Annotated in this window: 21 protein-coding genes; 11 read left to right on the top strand and 10 right to left on the bottom strand. The window is 62.2% G+C overall.

The window, feature by feature from the left end:
• The first annotated feature begins 217 nt into the window (after positions 1–217).
• On the top strand, positions 218–1,126 hold the full coding sequence (locus XM53_RS19425; RefSeq protein WP_057796395.1) for a LysR family transcriptional regulator: 909 nt from the start codon (positions 218–220) through the stop codon (positions 1,124–1,126).
• Between the two features lie 12 nt (positions 1,127–1,138).
• On the opposite strand, the gene XM53_RS19420 is transcribed toward XM53_RS19425, so the two are convergent.
• Positions 1,139–2,044 carry a LysR family transcriptional regulator gene (locus tag XM53_RS19420; RefSeq protein WP_057796392.1) on the bottom strand — a complete coding sequence of 302 codons (906 nt, stop codon included), beginning with the start codon at positions 2,042–2,044 and terminating at the stop codon, positions 1,139–1,141.
• 100 nt (positions 2,045–2,144) lie between these two features.
• Here XM53_RS19420 and wrbA point away from each other — a divergent pair, with 100 nt between their 5' ends.
• Positions 2,145–2,768, top strand: coding sequence for an NAD(P)H:quinone oxidoreductase (wrbA, locus tag XM53_RS19415; RefSeq protein ID WP_057796390.1), 624 nt, complete (start codon positions 2,145–2,147; stop codon positions 2,766–2,768).
• Between the two features lie 118 nt (positions 2,769–2,886).
• On the opposite strand, the gene XM53_RS19410 is transcribed toward wrbA, so the two are convergent.
• From XM53_RS19410 to XM53_RS19400, 3 genes are all read right to left on the bottom strand, one after another.
• Positions 2,887–3,366, bottom strand: coding sequence for an Lrp/AsnC family transcriptional regulator (locus XM53_RS19410; RefSeq protein ID WP_057796388.1), 480 nt, complete (start codon positions 3,364–3,366; stop codon positions 2,887–2,889).
• Positions 3,367–3,594: 228 nt separating this feature from the next.
• Positions 3,595–5,238 (bottom strand): GMC family oxidoreductase, encoded by a 1,644-nt coding sequence (locus XM53_RS19405; RefSeq protein WP_082631137.1) that lies wholly within the window; start codon positions 5,236–5,238, stop codon positions 3,595–3,597.
• A gap of 194 nt (positions 5,239–5,432) precedes the next feature.
• Positions 5,433–6,212, bottom strand: coding sequence for an SDR family oxidoreductase (locus XM53_RS19400; RefSeq protein ID WP_057796386.1), 780 nt, complete (start codon positions 6,210–6,212; stop codon positions 5,433–5,435).
• A 265-nt stretch (positions 6,213–6,477) separates the two neighbouring features.
• Here XM53_RS19400 and XM53_RS19395 point away from each other — a divergent pair, with 265 nt between their 5' ends.
• Positions 6,478–6,807 carry a nuclear transport factor 2 family protein gene (locus XM53_RS19395; protein WP_057796545.1) on the top strand — a complete coding sequence of 110 codons (330 nt, stop codon included), beginning with the start codon at positions 6,478–6,480 and terminating at the stop codon, positions 6,805–6,807.
• A gap of 198 nt (positions 6,808–7,005) precedes the next feature.
• Here XM53_RS19395 and XM53_RS19390 read toward each other — a convergent pair whose 3' ends face one another.
• Positions 7,006–8,430: an amidase gene (locus XM53_RS19390; RefSeq protein WP_082631136.1), complete on the bottom strand. Its 1,425-nt coding sequence runs from the start codon at positions 8,428–8,430 to the stop codon at positions 7,006–7,008.
• A 1,238-nt stretch (positions 8,431–9,668) separates the two neighbouring features.
• Between XM53_RS19390 and XM53_RS22730 the strand changes: the two genes are divergently transcribed.
• The 7 genes from XM53_RS22730 (at position 9,669) to XM53_RS19355 (ending at position 17,419) form a co-directional block, all read left to right on the top strand.
• Positions 9,669–10,535: a TniB family NTP-binding protein gene (locus tag XM53_RS22730; RefSeq protein ID WP_160321419.1), complete on the top strand. Its 867-nt coding sequence runs from the start codon at positions 9,669–9,671 to the stop codon at positions 10,533–10,535.
• Positions 10,536–10,538: 3 nt separating this feature from the next.
• Positions 10,539–11,546, top strand: a complete 1,008-nt coding sequence (locus XM53_RS19380; RefSeq protein WP_057796382.1) for a TniQ family protein — start codon at positions 10,539–10,541, stop codon at positions 11,544–11,546.
• Between the two features lie 7 nt (positions 11,547–11,553).
• Positions 11,554–11,874 (top strand): hypothetical protein, encoded by a 321-nt coding sequence (locus XM53_RS19375; protein WP_236544567.1) that lies wholly within the window; start codon positions 11,554–11,556, stop codon positions 11,872–11,874.
• Positions 11,875–12,918: 1,044 nt separating this feature from the next.
• Complete coding sequence (locus tag XM53_RS19370) at positions 12,919–14,454, top strand: methyl-accepting chemotaxis protein (protein WP_082631134.1); 1,536 nt, start codon at positions 12,919–12,921, stop codon at positions 14,452–14,454.
• 36 nt (positions 14,455–14,490) lie between these two features.
• Positions 14,491–15,336 (top strand): CheR family methyltransferase, encoded by an 846-nt coding sequence (locus XM53_RS19365; RefSeq protein ID WP_057796378.1) that lies wholly within the window; start codon positions 14,491–14,493, stop codon positions 15,334–15,336.
• A complete protein-coding gene (locus XM53_RS19360; RefSeq protein ID WP_057796376.1) occupies positions 15,333–15,818 on the top strand; it encodes a chemotaxis protein CheD in 486 nt (161 codons plus the stop codon). The genes XM53_RS19365 and XM53_RS19360 overlap by 4 nt, the downstream gene beginning before the upstream one ends.
• Positions 15,819–15,901: 83 nt before the next feature.
• Positions 15,902–17,419, top strand: a complete 1,518-nt coding sequence (locus tag XM53_RS19355) for a chemotaxis protein CheW (RefSeq protein WP_057796374.1) — start codon at positions 15,902–15,904, stop codon at positions 17,417–17,419.
• Positions 17,420–17,762: 343 nt separating this feature from the next.
• Here the strand turns inward: XM53_RS19355 and XM53_RS19350 are convergent, their stop codons facing one another.
• Genes XM53_RS19350 through XM53_RS19340 form a run of 3 tightly spaced genes read right to left on the bottom strand, consistent with a single transcriptional unit; the run spans position 17,763 to position 21,680 of the window.
• The gene (locus tag XM53_RS19350) at positions 17,763–18,218 is read right to left on the bottom strand and encodes a universal stress protein (RefSeq protein ID WP_057796372.1); all 456 of its coding nucleotides are present in this window, start codon (positions 18,216–18,218) and stop codon (positions 17,763–17,765) included.
• Between the two features lie 21 nt (positions 18,219–18,239).
• Positions 18,240–20,090 carry a glycine betaine ABC transporter substrate-binding protein gene (locus tag XM53_RS19345; protein ID WP_057796371.1) on the bottom strand — a complete coding sequence of 617 codons (1,851 nt, stop codon included), beginning with the start codon at positions 20,088–20,090 and terminating at the stop codon, positions 18,240–18,242.
• Between the two features lie 24 nt (positions 20,091–20,114).
• Positions 20,115–21,680 (bottom strand): BCCT family transporter, encoded by a 1,566-nt coding sequence (locus tag XM53_RS19340; protein WP_082631142.1) that lies wholly within the window; start codon positions 21,678–21,680, stop codon positions 20,115–20,117.
• Between the two features lie 346 nt (positions 21,681–22,026).
• Between XM53_RS19340 and XM53_RS19335 the strand changes: the two genes are divergently transcribed.
• Positions 22,027–22,266: a hypothetical protein gene (locus tag XM53_RS19335; RefSeq protein ID WP_057796368.1), complete on the top strand. Its 240-nt coding sequence runs from the start codon at positions 22,027–22,029 to the stop codon at positions 22,264–22,266.
• Between the two features lie 139 nt (positions 22,267–22,405).
• Here XM53_RS19335 and XM53_RS19330 read toward each other — a convergent pair whose 3' ends face one another.
• Positions 22,406–23,398 carry an adenosine kinase gene (locus XM53_RS19330; protein WP_057796367.1) on the bottom strand — a complete coding sequence of 331 codons (993 nt, stop codon included), beginning with the start codon at positions 23,396–23,398 and terminating at the stop codon, positions 22,406–22,408.
• A gap of 10 nt (positions 23,399–23,408) precedes the next feature.
• A partial coding sequence (locus XM53_RS19325; RefSeq protein ID WP_144435617.1) for an adenosylhomocysteinase occupies positions 23,409–23,728 on the bottom strand: 320 nt, incomplete at its 5' end.

The raw sequence follows: 23,728 nt of genomic DNA, 5'->3' as shown, positions 1-23,728 counted from the left end.
CTGCAGCATGATTGAAGATCGGCGTTTTTTCGGCCAAGGCTTACCCAATATTTGAAAGAATATTTCATGTCCGGCTCGCTCGAATCAGCGCCGGTTCGGGTAAGCTTTTGTGCTGTCTGCTCCTTTCGGTCAGTTGATGTGTGACCGTAAATAATGCTTTTGACGGCGTTTTGATAATTAGGATAAAGTGAGATGTTGAATTACGGAATTCAGGACAATGAAAAACTACAAGCTGACCGACTTCGATGCCGTGCTAGCGATCAGCCGCAGAGGATCGTTCCGGGCTGCGGCACTCGACATGGGAATGTCAACGAGCGCGCTCAGCAATGCGATTTCCAAGCTGGAAGGACAACTGGGCGTGCGCCTGTTCAATCGCACGACGCGGAGTGTCTCGCTGACCGAGGCGGGGCACAGGTTCGTCGATCAGGTCAGCCCGGCGGTGCGGGATATCCACCAGGCTCTGGACACGGTCCGATCGCAGCAGGAGACGCCTTCCGGCACCTTGCGTATCAACACCTTCGTCACCGCTGCGCAGGAGATTCTTGAACCACTGATCCTGGAGTTCCTCAAGCGGTTTCCCCAAGTTCAGGTCGATCTCGTGACCGAGGGGAGTCTTGTGGACATCGTGGCGGACGGGTTCGATTTCGGGGTGCGCAGCAAGACCCTCGTGCCGTCGGACATGATCGCGATTCCTCTGGGACCCGCGCGCCGACATGCCGTCGTGGCTGCGCCCTCCTATTTCGCGAACCGGGATGTCCCGCGCGTGCCGGCCGACCTGAAGGCGCATACCTGTATTCGCGTCCGCCTGCCGAACGGCGCGCTGTATCGCTGGCAGTTCGAAGCCGAGGGCCAGCCGGTGCATGTGGACGTGGACGGGCCACTGACTCTGGACGAGGCCAGCCTGGCGCGCACCGCGGTCCTCAATGGCGTGGGCATCGGCTATTTCATGGAGTCGAACGTGCGTGCGGATATCGCGGCGGGCCGACTCGTGCGGATTCTCGACGATTGGACCCCGCCGGTTGCGCCGCTGTGCCTGTATTACCCCAGCCGGCGCAACCCGCCGGCCGCGTTCAAGGTGTTCGTCGATCTTGCGCGCGAGCTGGCGCGCTCGGCCCGGGCGGTGTGAAGATTGGCCCGGCTATCGCCGGAATGGGGCGATGGCGAAGGCGCGTGCAAGGTGGTCTATGAAGGCGCGAAGCGCCGAGGCCCTTGCGGTGTCGCGCGAGAACACAGCGTAGATCGTGCCCTCGACCGTCGAGATGTCGGGCAAGACTCGCATCAGCTGGCCGCCTGCAATATCCGGCATACAGGCATGTTCGGGCAGCAGGGCGACGCCCAGCCCCCTGATTGCAGCGTGCCGCAGGGTGGCGATGTCGCTCGTGACCAGCCGCGGGGAGACGTCGACGGTATGGGCTGTGCCAACCCGGTCGAAAAGCTCCCACACGCGGCTGTCGCCAGGCAGGCACAGGGTCGGGACGGTCTGCAAGTCCCGGGGCGTCAGCAGTTGGCCCGTACCGGCAAGGGACGGCGCGGCAACAAGAATGCCACGCGACACGCCGAGCCGCCGCACGACGTGCGAGGCGCCGGCCTCGACCTGCGACCGCGCGCGGATCGTGATATCCACATCGTCCCTTACGAGGTCGAGCGGGCCCGCCATTGCGACCAGTTCGATCCGGACCTTGGGAAAGTCGATGAGAAAATCGGCGACGACATCATCCAGCAGATCATCCAACAGGCCCGGTGGACACCCGACACGGATGCGGCCCGACGGCCCGTCGGTGTCGCTGGCCGCGCGCCGGGCCGCATCGAAGGCGTCGACCATCGTCTTGCCGTGATCCGCCACGATCCGCCCGGTTTCGGTCGGCCGCATGTTGCGCGTCGTCCGCTCGAGCAGGCGCACGCCCAGATCCTGCTCCAGCCGTGCGATGGCCTTGCTGAGGGTGCTTTTGGGAATGCCGAGATCCCGGGCGGCGGCTGCGAAAGAGCCTTTGTCGACGACTTTCCTGAAGCGGGCGAGGTCATCGAGGCTGGGCGTCTTAGACATGTGATCGTCCATCCGGGCAGACAGTGAAACGAAATTTGACGCCGTAGTGCAGACGGGTGCGCGCACATAACTTTCCACGCGTCAAACAAAGGAAAGCGACATGACAGATCAAGATCCCGTCCGGCTGGCAATCGTCTATTACAGCAGTACCGGCAACACATTCACGATAGCACAGGAAATCGCTGCCGGCGCCGAAAAGCACGGCGCCGCGGTCAGGATACGGCGGGTGGCGGAACTGGCACCCGACGCGGCAATAGATGCCAACCCGGCATGGCGAAAACACCTTGAGACAACGCGTGAAGTTCCCGTTGCCACCCACTCGGATCTGGAATGGGCGGATGGCTTCGTTTTCGGCACGCCGACGCGTTTCGGCCTGCCGGCGGCGCAGTTGAAGCAGTTCCTGGATACCTGCGGCGGTCTGTGGATGAACGGGAAGCTGACCGACAAGGTCGTGAGTGCCTTCACGGGAGCCGGGAACGTTCATGGTGGGCAGGAATCCACCCTTCTGGCGCTGCACAACGTGTTCTATCACTGGGGCGCGATCATGGTGCCGCCCGGGTATACAGATCCGGCGATTCATGCCGCCGGGGGAAACCCGTACGGCACCAGCTTTACCGACGGGCAAGGCGCGCCGCTTCCCGAGGCGACGTTGCGTGCGGCTCGGCACCAGGGGGGCCGGATGGCCACATGGGCGCAGGCGGTGCGTCGGGTCAGGGCGGCGTGACGGTGCGCGTGCGATCCGGTGGCCGCCGGGTCGCCAGGGGTGCATGCAACAGGGGCGGGTCATGCCGCCCCTCGGGTCCGACCGCATCGGTCCGGGACGCGGGCCACGGGTGGCTCTGTCAGAATGCCAAGGGCGCGTTGTCCTTGACTTCTTTCAGTACGAAGAAAGTGCGGATCTGGCGAACGCCCGGCAGAGTGATGAGTTTGCGGCTGTGCAACAGGTTGAACCCTTCCATGTCCCGTGTCCTGATCTTCAGCAGATAGTCGAAATCCCCGGCGACGAGGTTGCAGTCGAGGACCTCTTTCATACCTGCGACGGTCTCTTCGAACTCGGAAAAGCTTTCGGGTGTGGACCGGTCCAGCACAACGCCGACCATCACGAGCGTCCCCAGCCCCACGCTGGCCGGCGCAATCTGAGCTCGGACGAACGTGATGTATTTCTGTTCGATCAGACGCTGGGTGCGGCGGTGGCATGTCGCGGCGCTGACGTTCACCAGCTGAGCCAGATCTGAATTGGCCATCCGGGCATCTTTCTGAAGCGCACGCATAATATTTCGATCGATCCGATCGAGGTCCGGGCTGAAAGGATCTTCCGGCATTGTTCGGGTTTCCGCAGCTGTCGGGCGTTCTGATGCGCCTTGCTACATCATCTAAGGCACAGTTCCGGATTCGAAGAAAGCGGGTTGTCGGTGCGTGGCCATGCGGCATGGAGGGCGATGTCGGCTGGCACAGTCCGGCCTCGGGAGGTGTCATTGTCCGTTTGATTTGGATGCGCCGGATCATGCGGACCGGGGGATGTCGTGGCCCCGATCCGCGTCGGTTTTGGTTCATGCCCCGGTTGCGAGGGGCTGTTCGGCGCGCGTCAGACCGTGCTGCTGGCGGATCATGTCGGCGGCACGCTCTCCGATCACCACGCAGGGGGCCATCGTGTTGCCGGTGGTGATGCGGGGCATGATCGAGGCATCAGCGATGCGCAGGTTGTCGATGCCATAGACCTTGAGCTGATGATCGACGACCGACATCTCGTCCCGTCCCATCTTGGCGGTGCAGGACTGGTGCCAATAGGTGACCGCCGATTTGCGGATGAAATCGGCCATCGCCTTTCGATTTCGACCGCCGGGGGCGACCTCCTGCCGGACGAGCGGGGCGAAAGCCCCGTGATTGCCGATGTCGCGGCACATCTCGACGGCGGCAAATGCGGTCTCCAGATCCTCGGGTTCGCTGAGCGCGTTCGGCTCGATCAGGAGCGGATCGTCGGCATCTGGCCCCGACAGCCGCAGGCGGCCCCGGCTTTTCGGCTGGGCCAGCCCGGCGAACATGGTCCAGCCATGCTGTGGCGTCTCGATGCCGGCTTCCTCTGGGGCGGGCACCGGGAATTCGAGCTGGCATTGCAGGATATCGGGCTGTTGGAGGCGCGCAGAGCTTTGCCAGTAGAGCGTCGCCTCGCATCCGCCGCCGCCGACGCCCTCGGGCTTGTGATAGGCCCAGGTGCAGCCGAAGGCGAGGTGGTCCTGGTGGTTGCGGCCGACGCCGGGAAGGTCGCGCACGGTCCGGATGCCATGTGCGGCAAGCTCGTGCTGCGGTCCGATACCCGATTGCATCAGGACTTTCGGGGTCTGGATGGCGCCAAGCGACAGAATGGTCTCGCAGCGTGCGCGGACCTGCCGGGGCTTGCCGTCGAGCAGGACTTCGACGCCTATCGCCGACGTGCCATCCAGCAGGACGCGGGAGACGAGGGCGCCGATCAGAACGGTCAGGTTGGGCTGGTGCATGACGCGGTGGGTGTAGGAGTGGAACACTGACTGGCGCCGGCCGTCGCGGATGCGGAGATCAGCGCTAGCGGCCCCGCCGGGGCCTTCCATCATCGCCCCGTTCGGGCTGTCGAAGACCGGGATGCCCATCTGCCCGGCAGCCTCGAGCATCGCGCGGGCGACGGGCTGGGGCGAGCCCGGTTGTTCGACGTGGACGGGGCCGCCCGTGCCGCGCCTTTCAGAGTCGGGTGCGCCTTGCCAATCCTCAATGCGGCGGTAATAGCCGAGGATGGACTGGTACCCCCAGGCGGGATCGCCGGATTCCGCAGCGAAGTGATCCCAGTCTTCCTTGTGGCCCCGGGCCCAGACCATGACGTTGATACTCGATCCACCGCCGAGGCCTTTGCCCATGCTGAGCGGAAGCCTGCGGCCATTGAGGGTCGGGCAGGGTTCGCCCGAGAAGCCCCAGTCACGCTCGCTGCCGAGGTTCAGGGGCCAAAGGGCCGGGTTGGTGACCGTGTCTGCCGTGTCATCGCCGCCGGCTTCGAGCAGGAGAACGCTGACGTCCGGCTGTTCGGCCAGCCGGGCCGCGACGACCGAGCCGCTGGACCCGGCGCCACAGACGATGAAGTCGTATTCGGATCGAAGCGCTTGGCGCAGGGCTTTCTGGTTGTCCAAGACGGCGAGGTCGTGCCGCGTCAGGGTCGGATCGGTGTCCATGCAGGATTCTCCGTGGGATGGCTGTGTTGATGTCGAAAACGGTTTGGTCGAGATGAAGTGGTTGCTGCGGCACACCGCGAACAGACCACCGTTGGTGGTTTCACCGTTCACCGGAATGGACGATGCAGCGCCACAAGTTGGCCATGCGGCCCGGCGCCGGGGTTATGGGGTCCGACGCGCAAAGGGGCGGGCGCTCAGACGGTCGGAACGGTTCCGCCATCGATGGTGTACTCGGCGCCCGTGATCGTGGCCGCGCGGTCCGACGCCAGGAAGGCGATCAGGCTGGCGACCTCTTGGGGTTTGGTCGGGCGGCCTATTGGGATGCCCCCAAGCGACTGCATGATGATCTGCTTGCCACCCTCGTAGTCGGTCCCTTGCTCCTCTGCGAGGCGCTGGGCGAGACGCACTGATGCCTCGGTCTCGATCCAGCCGGGCGAAACGCGCAGGACCCGGACGCCTTTCGGAGAGACCTCCTTGGACAGGCTCTTGCTGTAGGCGGAAAGAGCGGCTTTGGCCGCGGCATAGGCTGTCGTGGCCTCCGGCAGGGGCAGGAGACGTTGGATCGAGGTGACGTGAATGACGACACCGTGGCCCTGAGCCACCATTTCGGGCACCAGCAACCGGTCAAGCCGAACCGAAGGAAAGAGGTTCAGGTCGAGCTCTGTTTGCCATTGATCGTCATCGAGTGCCGTGTGGCCGCCGCCCGGCGCGGATGACCCGCCGACCATGTGGACGACGATGTCGATGCCGCCCAGTTCTTCCCGGACCGCATCGGTCACCGCCTTGCAGCCTGCGGGTGTCGTCAGGTCTGCGGCGACGAATACGTCTGCATTCATCTGCTCCGGGCGCGAGCGCGCGGTCGTCAGGACCGTTGCGCCGAACGTTCGCAGCAGTTCGACAGTCGCGGCTCCGGCACCTTGGGTGCCCCCGGTCACGAGTGCGCGCTTACCAGTCAGGTTGAGAAAATCGGTCATGATCTGAGCTCCAGATTTATTGCTGAATGTTGCTTTCTGGAAAATTTAAGGGACGTCGTGTGTTCGAAAAATATGGATTAAACGGCATGAGCTATCTTGAAATCCGGGATAATGTCCGGGAGGTTCCGGCAGACTGATTATCCCGGATTCCGGAATTCGGCGTGTTGTTTTATCCCTATTATCGAATTTTCATCCTCACTTAGGTTATCTGTTGGCGCGGCGGTCTGAGGGTTGTCGCGCCTTGGACCGCAACAGGAGAATGATGATGAAACTCGAACTACCGGCAGTGATCGCCCAGTATTTCTCGGCCGACAAGAAAGGCAACGCGCACGCGATTGCGGAATGCTTTACCGATGACGCGATCGTTGTCGATGAAGGCAATACGTACAAGGGTCGGGAGGCGATCCGGCAGTGGATGGCCAACGCCTCAACGCATTATACCTATACCGTGGAACCATTCTCGCTGACCGAGGAAGGCGGTCGCACTATCGTAACCAGCCATCTCGTCGGCAATTTTCCGGGGAGCCCGGTCGATCTGCGGTATCTGTTTCGTCTGGAAGGAGACAAAATAGCCGAGTTGGAAATAATTCCCTGACCGACTTGTTGCCCGGAGCGGTACCACCGAACGCCGTGGAATTGGGGGTCCGGTCGTGATGCCTGTACCGGATTGGAGCTGACCGGACCTTCGCAAAATATACCATGAAGGACCGCTCTGGGCCGTCATTCACCTATTTGCCGAACATCCAGAATGTGAGGTCTCTTATCCGTCACCCTGACCTGATCAGCGCCGGCTTCAGCTCGCTTTTTTCGGTCCGCCGCGGCTGTCAGCGGCATCCGGAAGGATCGGCGGGTGGGCGTTCATGTAGGCATGCGCGGCGCGCAACACGCGGGTGTCGTCGTGCTTGCCGCCGGCCAGCTGGAAACCCACTGGGAGGCCCGCTCGCGTGAACCCGCAGGGCACCGAGGCCGCCGGCTGCTGGCTGAGGTTGAACGGATATGTGAAAGGCGACCACTCGGTCCAGTCGGTCTTGGCGCTGCCGGGAGGAACATCGTGGCCGGCCTCGAAGGGCGGGATCGCCACGGTCGGCGTCATCAACAGGTGATAGTCCTGGTTGAACCGCTCGAGATGGCGGGTGAACTCGGCACCTCTGGACTGCGCGCGAAAATAGTCGACCGCGTCCCAAGCCTCCGCCCGAAGAGCGTTGTCCACGAGGCCAGGGTCGAGCATGTCACGCTCTTCCTCGTCGCATTGGCGGTAGAGATCGAGCGAGGCGGTGAACCAGATCATTTGAAAGATCTCGATCGGGCTCTCGAATCCGGGATCGATCTCGACCATGTCCGCACCGAGTGCGGCCATGCGCTCGGCGGCCTCGCGAACGCGGGCCGCCACCGCGGGATCGACCGACGCATAGCCGAGGTCGAGCGACCAGGCGATCCGCAGCCCGTCGAGGCCCCGGCCCAAGTCATCGCCCCAGTCGGTCGGCTGGCCGCGGTGCGCATACGGATCAGCTTGATCGTATCGGCCGATCACGTTCAGCATCAAGACCGCGTCCTCGACAGTCCGCGTGATGGGGCCGATCTGGGACAGGGTCGGTGCCCGGGACGGCGGCCATTGCGCCGCCCAACCGAAGGTCGGCTTGAACCCGAACGTTCCGGTGAAGGAGGCCGGGATGCGGATCGACCCGCCGCTGTCCCCGCCCTGGTGCAGGACACCCATGTTGAGCGCTGCCGCGGCGGCGGCTCCGCCGGACGATCCTCCGGGCGTCAGTTTGGTGTCCCACGGGTTTCGGGTCGTGCCGAAGACCCGGTTGTCTGTCACGCCTTTCCAGCCGAATTCCGGCGTGTTGGTCTTGCCGAGGATCACCGCTCCGGCCTCGCGCAACATGCGTGCCGGCGGGGCGTCGGTGTCGCAGGGCCCGTCACCCGTCAGGAGCGAGCCGTCCCGGGCGGGCATTCCGGCGACCTCGGTGAGATCCTTCATCGAGACCGGCAGCCCGTCGATTGCGCTCAGCGGAGCGCCGTCCGCCCAGCGTCGGTCCGAGGCATGGGCGGCCTCCTCGGCGCCGGCATAATCAACGTGGACATAGGCGTTCACCGCCGGGTTGTAGCGCGTGATCATATCCAGAGCGGCCCGAACGGCGTCGCTCGGAGTGGCGCGATCTTCCCGAAAGGCCTGCGCGAGTTGCGTGGCGGTCAGGCTTCCGATGTCGTTTGTCATTCCGTTCCTCGTGATTGCCATCACCGGAGCAACGCACGAGTTGTTCCTGGGATCCCGACGTCTCGCGCAACGGCAAGCAAGGCATCGCACTGCGGGGTTCGGCCGTATATGAGCGTCAACCTGAAGCGGGATGATGCACGTGCAGCGAATGGCTGCTTCGGTGAAGCTGCGCCGCGGCACCAGACTGGCTGACCAACCGCCGCATTGGGCCGGTCGTGACCAGAAACCCGTTGCTTAGCACAAAACGGGGGTCAGCATGTTCAAAGTTAGTCCGTGGGCAGCGTCATCACGTGGCATCGGCAATCGACGGCCAGTCCTATATGCAGGTATACCGAGCATACCTATTGATATTTTCGCCATACTGCCGGGCCGCTATCAGATTTGCAGACCCGCGTCTCAAAGGACTGAGAAGGAAAAGCTGGGAAGGAGCCGCATTAGGCCGCGCCGGCTCCTTGCGCTTCGGGCCTTCCTTGGCGAACGTCGACGCCAAGAGATGAAGAGGGGTTTAGCGCGGTGACTTGAGTGGAGGGTGGGTATCGGAATCGAATCGATTTCTCCGGTGCGACATGGCTCGAACCTCCGTCACAATTTTCAAATCCAATAAGCGTGTGTCATTTCCGCCACGCAGCTGTTCGAGTGTTTTGGGTCAATTCGGCGACGTAACACACGTGTAAGATCTTGCGCAATTTTCAGCATCGGTTCACGAGCCGCGTGAGAAGAAATGAAATTTATATAAAACAGCTAAATAGGCGGAACTGAGAATTTCACTGGGATCGATTGATCCGGCGCGGAAATGATTTTCTGAAAAAAATTTTGGGCAAAATGAGCAGTTGTCCGAGGTGGCCTGCTGGGTACTTTGAGCATCGAAACGAGGCCGGGGACGGCGATTTTCAAAGGTCGGCTCAACCAGATCGTTTCGCCGAAAATGCAACCGGCCAACATCTTGGCTGCCCAACCCAAGAGCCCGGGTAAGGGGTTCAGGAAACGCGATTGAAAGAGAATGGAGAACGAGGTGAACGCCGGAAGCTAAACACTCAACCCACCCACTCGGATCCTTGGATCCAAGAAGTTGAAATGACCGCCATCTGAGATCCGAGCGGTCGCTGCAACCAAATCCCGAAAATACGATCGCCGCCTTCGGGCAGCGTCGGGCTGAAGCCCGGCGGGTGGTCGTCCTATGCGAAAGGAAATCAAAATGCCGATTTATTCGGAGGGTCGCGTATTGCCTGCGCAATCCCGTGACCGCTGAACCATGCCGATTCACCGCGGATAAGGAGACGCGCGGCATTGCCGTCATCGAAGCTGCAGGTGGCGGCAAGACCATTGCAATCCGGACTGTCCTGCAATCGACGAGCGCGCTGCAGAAGAACCCTGAAACTGGTCTCCCGCGGTCTCTTGAAATCCAAACTCCCAGTCCTGCGACGCACAAGAGCGTTGGCCTGGCTATCCTGGAAGCAACCGGTATGTCTGGTGTCTCGTCGAGTGCCAGGGCTTGGGAAATCTGGAGCGCCGTACGGAATCGATTGGGCCAGATGGGCATCACGGTGCTGTGGTTGGATGAAGCCCAGGACCTTGTCATGGCGCAGTCGGCAAACGAGACCGAGACGACCTTGAGGACGATCAAGACGCTCATGCAAGGTGAGAATGTGGTGATCCCAATCCTCAGCGGGACACGGAGGCTCGGTGAGATGCCCAGCTTCGATCCGCAAGTGTCGCGGCGATTCACCAAGATCGCGCCATCGGATCTCGACCACAGCTCGGACCAAGACAACATTTTCGGGATGATCGATGCCTATTGTAACGAGGCTGGTATCTCGGCACGGCTGCCCGAAGATTTGGCGGTGCGCCTGATGACAGGTAGCCGCTATCGTTTCGGGCGGGCGATCGAGACCATCGTGAACGCGATCGAGTGTGCAATATTGGACGGTGAGGTTTTCCTGACCGTCGATCACTTCGCCGAGGCTTGGGCCATGCAGGAAGGTTGTGATCCTGGCTCCAACATTTTTTTCGCGCCTGATTGGATGTCCATTCCATTGGATGCCGAGGCGGAGGAATACGAGCAGGCGCGCTCCAAGCGCCAGAAGAAAAAGATCGAGCGGGGTTGAACCATGGTCATGCTGCCTAACCTTTCACCGATCGAGGGGGAGAGCACCGTCTCATGGTGCTCTCGGCTTGATCCGTTTCATGCCGGCCTCTCCGGTCCCCACTTCCTGCAATTGATGCAGTTCAGTCGCCAGAGCGTCGTCGATATGACCGATGATTGCATCGGCAGACTCAATGAGTTGACCGGGGTCTCTGAGGATCGCATTCGGGTCTTTGGCATTTCGCGTATAGAAGCGGCGCGCTTCAAGCATCGTGACGTAGTTTTCGGCATGCGGTTCGCGCTGCGCACCCATACGATCTTTTGCCCGGCCTGCTTGTTGGAGGATGCAGATCCGGCTGGGGCCAGCTCCGGGCGGCGTGTTGGCAGGATCGGCTGGATGTTCAGTCCGGTCAGAACATGCCGCCGGCACGGGATTGTTCTTCATCGGCGCCGTAACAGCGGGTTTCACGAGCAGTTCCAGGATATGAACCTTGTGGCGCCGGACGATGCCGTCCTGGAGAAGCTGGCAGGCAATGCGCCGTCAGCGAATACTTTTGGCTTGCAGTCCTATGTCGAGCGGCGCTTCAGTGGCGTGCCCGGTCCCGATTGGCTCGACACCCAGGATGTGGATCAGGCGTCCAAAGCTTGTGAGATGCTGGGGGCCTGGCTTGTGTTCGGCGCGCATACCAACCTCGATAAGCTCTCGCTTCGTGAATGGTCGGAGGCAGGGAGCGCCGGATTCGAGGCGGCCCGTGATGGCGTGGATGGCTTGCGCAAGGCGCTTGAAGAGATCTCAAGAGAGTCCTTTCGCCGAAGCTCGAAGGGTGGCCCGCAAGCTGCCCTCGGCCGGATATACCAGTGGCTGCAATTCAAGAAGTCGAAGGTGGACCCGCGCCCCGTCCGAGATGTCGTAAGGGAGTTTGTCTTGGATACGATGCCGATTGACCCCGGTACCACCCTGTTCGACCATCCCTGTCGATGGGCGGCGCCGTCATTCGCTGGCCAGTCTGTCGCGATCGACCGGCGTTCATAGGTCGACCTTGCGCCGGGCGCTGAAACTCACCGGTGTTCTTCCAGCTGATGTTGAACCAGACGACCGGTTGACCATCGACGCAGGGGAGGGAGAAAGGCTGGCTGATCGCATTCATCATTCAATCTCGATCAACAAGATCCCGGACTACCTGAATTGCAATCGGACCCAGGCACAAATGCTCGTGAAGAGGGGGATCGTATCTCAGCTGGTGCCGGGTCTCGGTCGTGGCGGCGGCGTCTTGACCAAGGTGGCCCTCGGAGACCTTGATGACTTTGTCTGTCGCTTTCGGGCGAACGGGACACCGGTGCGCCAGGCAAGCGATGGGTGATTGACGCCATCACTGCGTCCGAGGTCGTGAAGACTCCGGTTATGGACATCGTTCAGCTTGTTCTGGATCACAAACTGACATCGGTCGAACTTTTGCCCGAGGAAGTGGGATTTCGCTCGGTACTGATCTCCCCGGAAGAAGTCTGCTCGGTGCTCTCGCCGGTCGAATGCGAGACCGGCTTATCCACGCATGATGTCGCCAAACGTCTCGGGGTTTTACCGTCTGGCGTCACGCACCTTCGGACAAAATTAGAAACGTCGGGCCGCCCATTTTATCCTCACTCAAAATTGTGGCCCCAAGTGGGACCGTTCCACATCGGTTCTCGGAGGAAGAGGTGAAACGGTTCCGGGCAGATTATGTGACGCATTCGGGGCTGGCCAAGGAGAGGGGGCAGAGCTCAAGGACAACTGCGAGGGAGTTGCGGAAGCTTGACATAAAGCCGATTATGAGGCGGGAACTCCTGAACGCCGCGATATACAGGCGAGCCGATTTGTAGTCCCAGTTCCCTAAGATCTTGCTGAATGAAGCCGCACAATCGGGCGGCTTTTTTGTTGCCTGAAGCCTGTTTGGCAAGGCTAATTCCGAATATGTTTGGCAAAACATTACTGGATTGCTTGGCAACTTTGCCCGCCAATTTTGAGATCGTAAAGTTTCATACATTGATTTATTGAGGTTTTTCGATTGTCGGTTCTACGGTTGGCATAGCTATGGCTGCTCTGACACTGCCATGCGTCAGCCAAGAGGTCTTGCCGGCGCCTGTAAGGCGCTGTGACTTGCGACAATACGGCCCTGTAGACTGAGGTTCCACGCCGATACCGGCTGTGGGCGGGCGGCTTCTTGGCATTCGTCCCGAGCGCGGCGATCAGTTCCTCGACGCATGTCAACGCCTGGACCTGAACGCCTTGAGCGTGCAGTGCCGTGTGTTCCGTTCGATTTCGGCGCAAATTGACATCAGTTTTCTCGCGCTTGCGTCCGTCGAGTAATCAGCCCTTAAGCTCTGACGCGTAGATTGCCGCCAGGTGAGATTCAAATCGAGGCGGGCATATGGGTGTCGAAGAGAAAGCAGTGGCGGCGGTCGAGGTTTCGGGCGGCGACGGCGATGCGGCCGGAATGATCGATGCGATCAATCGCGTTCAGGCTGTCATCGAGTTCGACCTAGACGGGACGATCCTGACTGCGAACGAGAATTTCCTGACGACACTCGGCTACAAGCTGAGCGAGATCGAGGGCAAGCATCACAGGATGTTCTGCGATCCGCAGCTGGTCGCGTCGAGCGACTATCAGGATTTCTGGATGCAACTGGCCATGGGCCATTTCGTCTCCGGCGAATTCCAGCGCTTTGGCAAGGGCGGAAAAGAGGTCTGGATCAACGCCTCGTACAATCCGATCTTCGACCGGGATGGAAAGCCGTTCAAGGTCGTCAAGTTTGCGACCGACATCACCGACGAAAAGACACGCACGGCCGAACAGGACGGCAAGATCGCCGCCATCGACCGCGCGCAGGCGGTGATCGAATTCACCCTGGACGGCACGATTTTGACGGCGAACGAAAATTTCCTGGCCGTGACCGGATATGCGCTCGACGAGATCCGCGGCAAGCACCATCGGATGTTCTGTGATCCCGACTATGTGCAAAGCAAGGACTACAAGCGCTTCTGGGCCGAACTGGCAGCCGGGGAATTCGCGACGGGGCAGTTCCAGCGTTTCGGCAAGAACGGCAAGGAGGTCTGGATCAGCGCGTCCTACAATCCGATTTTCGACGCCAAGGGAAGGCCGTTCAAGGTGGTCAAGTTCGCCACCGACATCTCGGCACAGAAAGCCGTGGAGCGCAGCGTCTCGAAGATCGCCGAGGATTTCGTCACGAAATCCGCCGCAATCGCCGAGCAGGCCCAGACGGTGGCGGCAGGAGCGCAGTCGCTTGGCTGCACCACCGAAGAGATCAACGCCTCGGTCGAGGAGCTGAGCGCCTCGATCGACTCCATCGCCCAGAACAGCGGATTGTCGGATGAAATCGCGAAGCGCACGAAGGAAGAGGCCGATCTTGGCGCGAAGGCGATCGACCGGTCGATCGAAGCGATGGACCTGATCAATGCGTCGTCAGAAGAAATCAGCGAGATCGTGAAGGTGATCAGCGAAATCGCCGGGCAGACCAACCTGCTGGCCTTCAACGCGGCCATCGAGGCAGCGCGGGCCGGCGAGCACGGCCTGGGCTTTTCCGTCGTCGCCGATGAGGTGCGCAAGCTGGCCGAGCGGTCGTCGCAGGCCACGAAGGAGATCAGCAAGCTGATCAACGAGACGGTGAAACGTGTCGCCCAGGGCAGCGACGTCTCGCGCGAGGCGGGCGCGGCGTTCACCAAGATCCTTGCCGGCATATCGGACACGACGGAGTCCATCACCCAGATCTCCGTCGCTGCAAACGAACAGCAGACGGCGGCGCGCGACGTGGCCGAGGCGATCCAGAATATCGTCGACGCGTCAGAGCAGGCGGTTGTCGCCAGCGACTCCATCGCCGGTGCGACAGACGGGCTGAGGCACGGCGCCCAGGGCCTGACGGAAGAAATCGCCAAGTTGGACGGCTGACCGCCGACCGACAGAACTGGGGACGCAGGGATATGTATGGAACTTCCGAAAATGATGAGCGACGGTGATTTCGCGAAACTGCGCGCCGTCGTCTATGCCCAGACCGGCATCAGCATCGGAGATGCACGGCGATCCCTGCTGGTCACGCGGCTCCGGCCCCGGCTGCGGGAACTCGGGCTGTCCAGCTACAAGGACTACATCGCCCGCGTGGCCCAGGACCCCGCGGAGAAGCAGGAGCTGACGAACCGCGTCACCACGAACGAAACCTATTTCTACCGGACGCCGAGGGTGTGGACGTATTTCAACGATGTGTTCGTACCGGGGTTCACCGCGACCACAAGAAATCGCGCGATGCGCGTGTGGTCCGCTGCCGCCTCCACCGGCGAAGAAGCGCATACAGCCGGCGTATTCCTGGAAGAGGTCAGACAGCGCGACAGCGGCTTCGATTACACGATCCTGGGAACCGACATTTCGTCCCGCGTCATCGATATCGCGACGAAGGGGCTGTACAAGGGACGTCCCGTCGACCGGTTCCAGAAGGAAAGGCCGGAGATTTTCCAGCGCCACATGATCGGGTCCGACGAGGCCGGCTGGTCGGTCGCGCCGCAGATCAAGTCGCGCCTTCGGTTCCGGCCCCATAACCTGCTGGGGCCGCTGACCAACACGGCCCAGTTCGACGCCGTCTTCCTGCGGAACGTGCTGATCTATTTCACGGCGGCAGACCAGCAAAGGATCCTCCGGCATGTTCGCAGGGTCCTGCATCCCGACGGCGTGCTGTTCATCGGCGAAAGCGAGTCGCTGAAACATATAGAAACCGATTTCGAGCAGATCGAGCCGATCATCTACCGGCCTGTCCTGCGCAAGGTCCAGGCCGCATCATGACGACGGCAAGCAAGATCCACGTCCAGATCGGACAGGTCAAGGTCGGCAGGTCCGGTGAGATCCTCACGGCCATCCTGGGGTCCTGCATCGGCTTGGGGTTCCTTCACCCGGCCCGTGGCATCTTTGGGCTGGCGCATTGCCTTTTGTCGGAATCCGGGACCGCGGACGACCGGATTGGTGGACGGCACGTCGATCAGGCCGTGCGCTCGCTCGTCTCTTTGATGGCGCTCGGGCCGTCGGAGTATCGCAACATCAAGGCCATCGTCGTGGGAGGCGCGAATATGACAATGCCGCCGGACACCGACCCGAAGCGGCTGGTAGGTACGATCAATTCCGGAAGCGCCTACAAGGCGGTCCGGGACCTGGGACTGCGCAACATCCATGTCGATACCGGTGGCGTCCACGGCCGCCAGGTGACGATCGACTGCACGACGGGTGAATTCGAGGTCGCGCAAATCCCGCGCCTGGGGGTGAACGCATGACTTCTGAAACAACTCGGCAACCGTCGAACACCTGTATTGTGACGCCGCCGCTCGTGCACGCGTGTCCAAGCCCTGGTTACAACGTGCTTCCCCCCGTATCCGGCGCCGGTGTTTCGGCTGTCTACGGCTCCTTCTGGCTGGGCAATACCGAATTCGCACTGCGCGCCGGCGCGATACGGGAGGTCGTCAACGCACCGGCGGCTGTTTCGGCGGTGCCGCTGTCCCCGCCTTTCATGCTGGGCCTGTTCAACTTGCGTGGCCGGATCATTCCGATCGTGGATCTGCGCCTGCTGCTGGAGGTGCCGGACAGTGACGCACCCGACCGCAAAGTGGCGATCATCGAGGATGGGCAGCTGTGTATCGGCCTAATGGTCGACCGCACGGGCGAGGTGTTGAATACCAAGGGTGTCGCCCGGGTCGATTTCGGCCCCAAGCAGGGCCAGCCGAAGGATGTGGTGGTCGAAGGGCTTCTGAAGCTCGACGGGGGCAGGCGCATCGTCCAAATCCTCGACCCTTTCGAGATCCTGAACCTTGAGAAGGTGCCGCAGGGCGAAATTCTGGCGGGCAGTGGCGCCGAGGTGGCGGCAGCGTCGCGTGGCCCCCGGCTTAACTGTATTTCGTTCCAGTTCGGGCACACGACCTGCGCCATCGACCTGCGCCACGTGACCGAAGTGATGGACGCCCCGGAGATCATGGAGTCGGTTCTTGTCCATGACTGCTTTGTCGGGATCACGAATGTCCGCGGGAAAACCATCCCGGTGGCCGACTTCCGAAACTTCATGAGGGACACGGCGCGCCTCAGGGACAGCAAGTCCGTGCCGCCGAAGCGCAAGATGCTGATCGTTGAAACCGAAGGCGGCGCGATCGGGCTTCTCGTCTATTCGATCGACAGCATCGTCAGCTGTTTCGCGGACGAGATACTGCAATTCACCAAGCTGGCGCTGCCGCGGGGGGATATCGTCAGGGGCTGTCTTCTTGGCAATGACAATTCAATCATCATGCTGCTGGATCACGACGCCCTGAAGCGCGACCCGCTGCTGGTCGATACGGCGCGGCGATGCAACGAGATCCACCCCGTCGAGGACCGGGCCAAGACCCGGTCCAAGACCCAGCTTGCCAGCACACGGCTGACATTCATCGTCTTCACCGTCGACATGCGCCTGGCCCTCAACACGTCGGATGTCAGCGAAGTGATCGACTATCCGACAACCCTGTTGCAACCGCCATTCGCAATCGATTTCGTCGATGGCGTTGTCAATCTGCGCGGCGAGTTGATCAGCCTCATCGATCCGCGCAAGCTCTACGGTATGCCGGTCGCCGAACGTCGTGGCGAACGGGTTCTGATCTTCAAGCAGGACGGCCACAAATACGGGCTCGTGGTCGATTCCGTCGATAAAATCGTGAACACCACGGAAAGCCAGGTTGGCGAGATGCCTTCGCTGAGCCACCACAGCAAATCGAAGAAGGTTGCCGACGACATTTGCGGCTGTATCAAGCCCGTGCCTGAAGTCACCATCATGATACTCGACGTGGACGCGGTTTTGCGCCGATGTTTCAATCTGGTGGGTGAAGACCGCATATCCTCGTCCGTTGCCGACTGAGGCTCACTGCTCGGAGCCGATCCTGGCGGCCGGCACTTGAAGCAGATCGGCGGCTGTCCGGTCGGGGCCGGGAGCAGGCCAAAACGCCGGGCTTTGGTCTGCGGGCACAGTGCGGCCGAGCCTGCCGCGGAAAGACCGAAGGGATGCGTCTTTCGCTCAAGGCATCGGCCAAAGGCGAACCGCATGCATCGATTGAGTGCGGCGCGGCGTTCCGCGGGTTAGCTGTGATCCGCGTCTATCGCGCAACGCTTATTCACCAAATAGCATCAGCGACCCGAGTCAGGTTTTCGCGGTCTTGCCGAGGGCAATCCCCGTGTCTGCAATCTTGGCCTTGAAGCGGCCATCACGTATCCCGCATCACGTTGACCGAGCATTCCGCGTGTCGCACCACGCGTGACGCGGTGGGCCCGATCAGGTAGTCGGACAGGGACGGCCGATGCGCGCCGAGCACGATCATGCTGGCCCCGATATCCTTGGCCACCTCGAGGATTTCCTCGTAGGCGGTGCCGTGCCGCGCAATCGTCTTGACCTTCATGCCGCTGGGCGTGTGGTCCTCGACCAGCTTGTTGAGTTGGGTGAGCGCCTCTTTCACGATGGCCTTGAGGTCGTAGTCTTCGGACCCCTGCATCGATCCGCGGATCGCGTAGCGCCAGTCGAGCCCGGCCATGATATTGGGCACCACGGTCATCACGGTCAGTTCGCCCTCGCGCGCCCTGGTCTGCACCACGCCTTCCTTGATTGTCTTGATGCCTGTCTCCTGATCGGCCATGTCGATCGGAACGAGAATTTTTTCGACCATTCCTGCAACTCCTTCCAGGGATCAGGGTGTTTCGCGTCGGACGAACAGCCATCCGAGCCAGACGAACATCGCTGTCAGTCCGAGGTTCAGCAGGGACACGTCCGGCGAGGGGTTCATCGCGGCCGGAGGTTCCGGCAATTTCGGGGCGAAGGCGGCGGCGACCGGCAGGACCGGGTCGATCAACTCGCCGCCCGACACGCCCTCGGCCAGTGCGACGACCGTGCTGTCGGGCACGGGTTTCAGGCTGGGCGCGGCGGTGGCGCCGGGGCCCTGTTCGCCGATCGCGGCATCGGCCGAGCCCGGGGCGGGGCCGGCCAGAACGACCTGGCTGGACAGCGTCTCGACCGCGGTGAATTGCAGGGCGTAGGTGCCGCCCGGCACGCGCGTGCGGCGCAGGAACGGATATTTCACGAGGTTCCCGCCGTCTTCCCAGCCTGTCACCGGCAGCAATTTCAGCCCGCCTTCTTCGAACGCGGCTTCCAGCCTGTTTTCCCCCGGCGGCGCGGCGATCACGGCGACCTGTGCGCCGGAGAGACCGGCCAGGATATCCCCCGGGGCCGCGGCGTCGGACGGCGTGATGTCCGCCGACAGACCGAGCGCGTCCTTCAGGATCGTCGCGATCAGGTATGACCCGGAGCCTTCGGGACCGGTGAGCAAAGCCGTCGCGTCCTGGATCGTGCCGGCGCTGTCGTCCGCCGTCGAGGCGACGAGATGCACCGCGTTGGTGCCGATCACGGCAAGCCCTTCGTACTGGTCCAGTCGCGACGGTGTCGGACCGGAGAGGTCGAAGAAGCTTTCGGCACCCACCAGGGCCAGACGGGCGGTGCCGTCGGTCACCGACTGAAGCGGCCGGTTGGCGGGCTGGATCACAACCTCGCGTCCCACATAGGCGCGTCGCGCGGCACGCAGGGCCGTGCCGGACAGCCCGCCCTCGCTCATCAGGGGCGAGGTGGAGATGGTCAGCGGATCGGCGGCCTCGACCGCACCGGAGGAAATGATGCCGAGACGTGCCAGCGTGTCGCGCGCCACGGCCTCGGGCGCGCGGCCCTCGAGGTCGACCCGGCGGTTGAGGGCCTGCATCTCTTGGTTGGTCAGGATGCCGCCAAGCGTATCCAGCGCGGCGCCGAGCCCCTGGAATTCGGATAGCGCGGAGGTGCGCACGATGGGCGCAAGTTCGTAGACCGGGAAGAAATCAAGATCGTCCTCCAGCAGTTGCAGATCGTAATCCGCGATCTGCCCGTCGGTGGTGTAGACCTCGATGACATCGACCGAGCCGTCGAGCAACTGATCGTAAAGTTGTCCGCGATCCGACAAAGGCACCTCGGAGACCGAGCCGAATTCGAAGCCGTAACGCTGGTTCATCGGCGTCAGGCCGTCCAGAGGGCGTTGCGTGAAATCATCCTCGACCCCGATCGTGACCTCGGCGCTGCGCGGCACGAGATCGGACATGGAGGTCACGCCCAGTTCATCGGCGCGGTCGGGCGTCATGGCGAGACCGTAGTTGTTGGCAAAGCCCACGCGTTCGCGCCACGAGATGCCCAGAGGCTCGAAGACCTTCTTGACCTGTGCCAGCGCCTCGTCGCCGTCGGTGAGCGGGCTTTGCCCCAGCATGACGAGGCCCGTGCCGTTGTATTCGGGATAGGCGTCGATATCGCCGCGCTTGAGCGCCTCGAGGATGGCGGGGGTGTTTTCGTATTCCACGACGCCCGCGACCGGCAGGCCCTGCTCGCGGATCACCGCCGCCATCATGTGGGCGAGGATCCGGCTTTCGCCGAAGTTTTTCGAACCGATGCGGATCTTCCGCTCGTCCTCGGAGCAGCCGGTCAGGATGAACAGACCGGCGATGAAGGTGATGACTGCCTTTCTAAACATGAGACATGCCTTTCATTCCGGTTGTCATTGAGCGGGCGTTTCGGCGGGGTCGGGTGCCTTGCCCTCGGCCTCGCCGCGCGCCTCGATGGTTTCGGGTTCGGTGATCTCCCTGCGGATCTCTCGCAGGAAGCCGACGACCTGCAGGCAGACGATCACCGCAAACGGGATCGCGCCGGTGATCGCCATCGCCTTGGCCACGGTCACCGACTCTGTCACCAGCGTCGAGAAGGTCAGCACGGCGATCAGGATGCCCCAGATCATTTTCTGGATGATCGGGGGGTTCAGGTTTCCGTCGGTCGTCATCATCGACAAAACGAACGTGCCCGAGTCCGCCGAGGTCACCAGGAATATGAACAGCAGCAACGCCGCCAGCGCCGCCAGCAGCGTGGAGCCGGGGAAGTAACCGAGGAAGGCGAAGAGCGCCGCAAAGACGTCCTCGAAGATGATCTCTTTCAATCCTCCGCCGCCATACATTTCGATGTAGAAGCCCGCGCCACCGAAGGCTGCGAACCAAAGCATGGAAAAGAGGGTCGGCACCAGCACCACGCCGAAGATGAACTCGCGGATGGTGCGACCGCGCGAGATGCGCGCGACGAAGATGCCGATGAAAGGCCCCCAGGCCAGCCACCAGATCAGGTAGGTCAGTGTCCACCCCGAGGTCCAGCCTTGCAGGCCCTCGAACGGGTAGAGCGTGAAGGACTTCGTGATGATGGCGCTGAAATACTGGCCGATGGAATCGACGAAAGCCTCCAGGATAAAGGCTGTGGGACCTGCGAATATCACCATCAGCATGATGGCGACCGTCAGGATCATGTTGATGTTCGACAGGATCTTGATCCCCTTGTCGACGCCCGTGGTGGCCGACAGCATGTAGGACACGAAGAGGGCCGCGAGGATGATCATCGACATGGTGTTGTCCTGCGGCGTGTCGAAGGCGTAGTACATGCCCGACCGCACCGCGAGCGCGCCCATGGCCAGCGATCCGGCAAGGCCGAACACCACCGAGATCACGCCCAGGATGTCCGCCGCCTTGCCGACATTCTCGCCCGTGCGCCCTTTGAAGACATGCTTGATCGGCGTCGAGATCATCGAGCTTTGGCCGCGGCGGAAGGTGAAATAGGCAATCACCAGCGCGCAGCAGCCATAGATCGACCATGCGTGCAGACCCCAGTGCAGGTTGGTGATGACCAGTGCCTCGCGGGCGGCGGCGGGGGTTTCGCCCTCCATCCCCGGGGGAGAGACGAAATGATACATGGGCTCTGCCGCGCCCCAGACCAGCAGGCCGGACCCCATGCCCCCCGCGAAAAGCATGGCGATCCAGGAGCCGGTGCCGAATTCAGGCTCTTCATTATCCCTGCCGAGGCGAATATTGGCATAGGGCCCGAACGCCATGTAGGCGCTGAGCAGAAGGAAGAACGAGCAGAGGGCCAGCCACATCCAGCCTGCCCCGTTCAGCAGATAGCTGGTGAAGGACTGAGCCGAGCCGGTCATGCTTTCGGGGCTGATGACGCCCCAGACGCCGATCGACAGACACAGGACCATCGCGACGATGAAAACCGTATTGAAAGATGCGTTCTTGAATGCAGACATGAATTTGCCCCTCTGTCTCAGCAGCGAAGCCATGGCTGCGCAATACAATTTTGAAGCGAAGCGCAGAAAAGCGATCAAATCAAGATTGACAGAACGGATTGTTTGCGGTGACCGAATCGGTCGGAGCGCATCCAGGGCGACCATCTTGTAAAGGGTGCGGTCTGTATAGGGCACGTGTTCGCGGGAACGCTCGGAATCGGTGAATCCCGCGGAAATTGTCTTGTGCCAATCGAGTCCTTGCACATGTCGCGCCAGGTTTTCCTGCTTGCACTGCCTGGGTTGACCTGCGCGTCCGCGCCAGCCGCACTGTTCCGTCACGTGCTGATCCGGCCAATGAACTGAGGCAATGACGTCTGTACCGCACGCAGACACGGCACCTGCGCCGTTGCGCATGGTGATCCGCGCCGGCATCGCCCTGATCGTCGGCGGGGCGGCGTCGATGGCGGCGATTGCTCTTGTCGACCTTGTCGCGCTGTTGAACACGGTGTTGCTGGTCGAACCCAGGGCACGGGTGCAGTGGGAAAGCGTGCCGGGCTTCGTGGCCGTGATGACGATCCTCGGCCCACGCCTGGCGGTCTGGTGGTGAGGCTTGCTGAAAAGGCGCGCCTGGTATCGGCCAGCCAATGCGTCTGGCCGATACCGTGACCTGGTTCGTCGACGCCGGTCGGTGGCACCGTGAAGGTGCGTGGCCCTCGGGGCCTGCGAACGGCTGCTGGCGGTTGGTCTTAGGCCGCCGGCAAGGCGATCGCCTTGGCTGCGTCCCCGTCGCGCGCGCCGTAGTGGACCAACACTCTGGCCGCGCTTTGCGCACCCAACTGGCCGGCCTCTTGCACCGGCAGGCCGCGGGCCAATGCCGCCAGGAAACCGCTTGCGTAGGCATCCCCTGCGCCGGTGCTGTCGACAACCTGTGCCACGTCGACCGCCGGGATGTGGTGGCGACCGTCGGCATCGGCCACGATGGAGCCCTTGTCGTGCTCTGTGACCGCCGCGATGGACACCCGCGTCATGGCCCAGCCAAGGGCCGCGTCCGCGCCGTCGCGTCCGGCCAGCGCGGCCACCTCGGCCTGGTTGCCGACAAGGATGTCGACATGGCGCGAGACGAAGTTGCGCATGACGTCTATGTTGCGCTCGACGCAGCCGGGATCCGACGGCGTCAGCGCCACCTTGGCACCGGCGGCCTTGGCCGCTTCGGCCAGGCGTTCGATGACCGCGGCGCCATGCGGGGCATCCCATATGTAGCCTTCGATGAACAGGATATCGAAGGTTTCGGGCAGGGCAACGAGCGCTTCGGGGGGCATCAGCGTGGTCGCCGCCCCCAGATAGGTGCTCATGGTGCGCTCGCCGTCCGGCGTGACCAGCACGACGCAGCGGCCGGTGCCGTGATCGCTTTTCTGGGCAACGGCAACCGGCGCGGCCAGCCCCATGCCGGACATCTCTTCGCAGAAGGCATCGCCGAGATCATCGTTGGCCACCTTGCCCAGGTAGGTCCCCCGGACAGGCGTATCGGCCAGGTGCGCGATGGAGTTGGCCACCGATCCGCCGGACTGGCGGATGCCGGGGCCGACCTCCTTGAACAGAGCGTGGGCCGCGTCGGCATCCACAAGGTGCATCCCCCCCGGGGTCAGCCCGTGCCGCGTGACGACCTCGGGCTCGACCGCGGCGACGACATCGACCAGTGCGTTGCCCAGCCCGACGATATGCGGTGTTCGTTCCGTCATGTCCTGCCCCTCAATACCGGTAGTGTTCCGGCTTGTACGGCCCGTCGGGCTGCACGCCGATATAGTCCGCCTGGTCCTGCGCCAGTTCTGTCAGCTTCACGCCAATGCGGTCCAGGTGCAGACGGGCCACTTTCTCGTCCAGGTGCTTGGGCAGGATGTAGACCTTGTTCTCGTACTCGCCGCCGTTCTTCCAAAGCTCGATCTGCGCCAGAACCTGGTTGGTAAAGCTGGCCGACATCACGAAGGACGGGTGGCCGGTGGCGTTGCCAAGGTTCAGCAGGCGGCCCTCGGACAGCAGGATGATGCGGTTGCCCGAGGGCATCTCGATCA

Source organism: Roseovarius atlanticus, from assembly GCF_001441615.1.
GTDB lineage: Bacteria > Pseudomonadota > Alphaproteobacteria > Rhodobacterales > Rhodobacteraceae > Roseovarius > Roseovarius atlanticus.
Note: the sequence above shows the minus strand (reverse complement) of the source record. Positions and strands in the feature narration are given on the sequence as shown.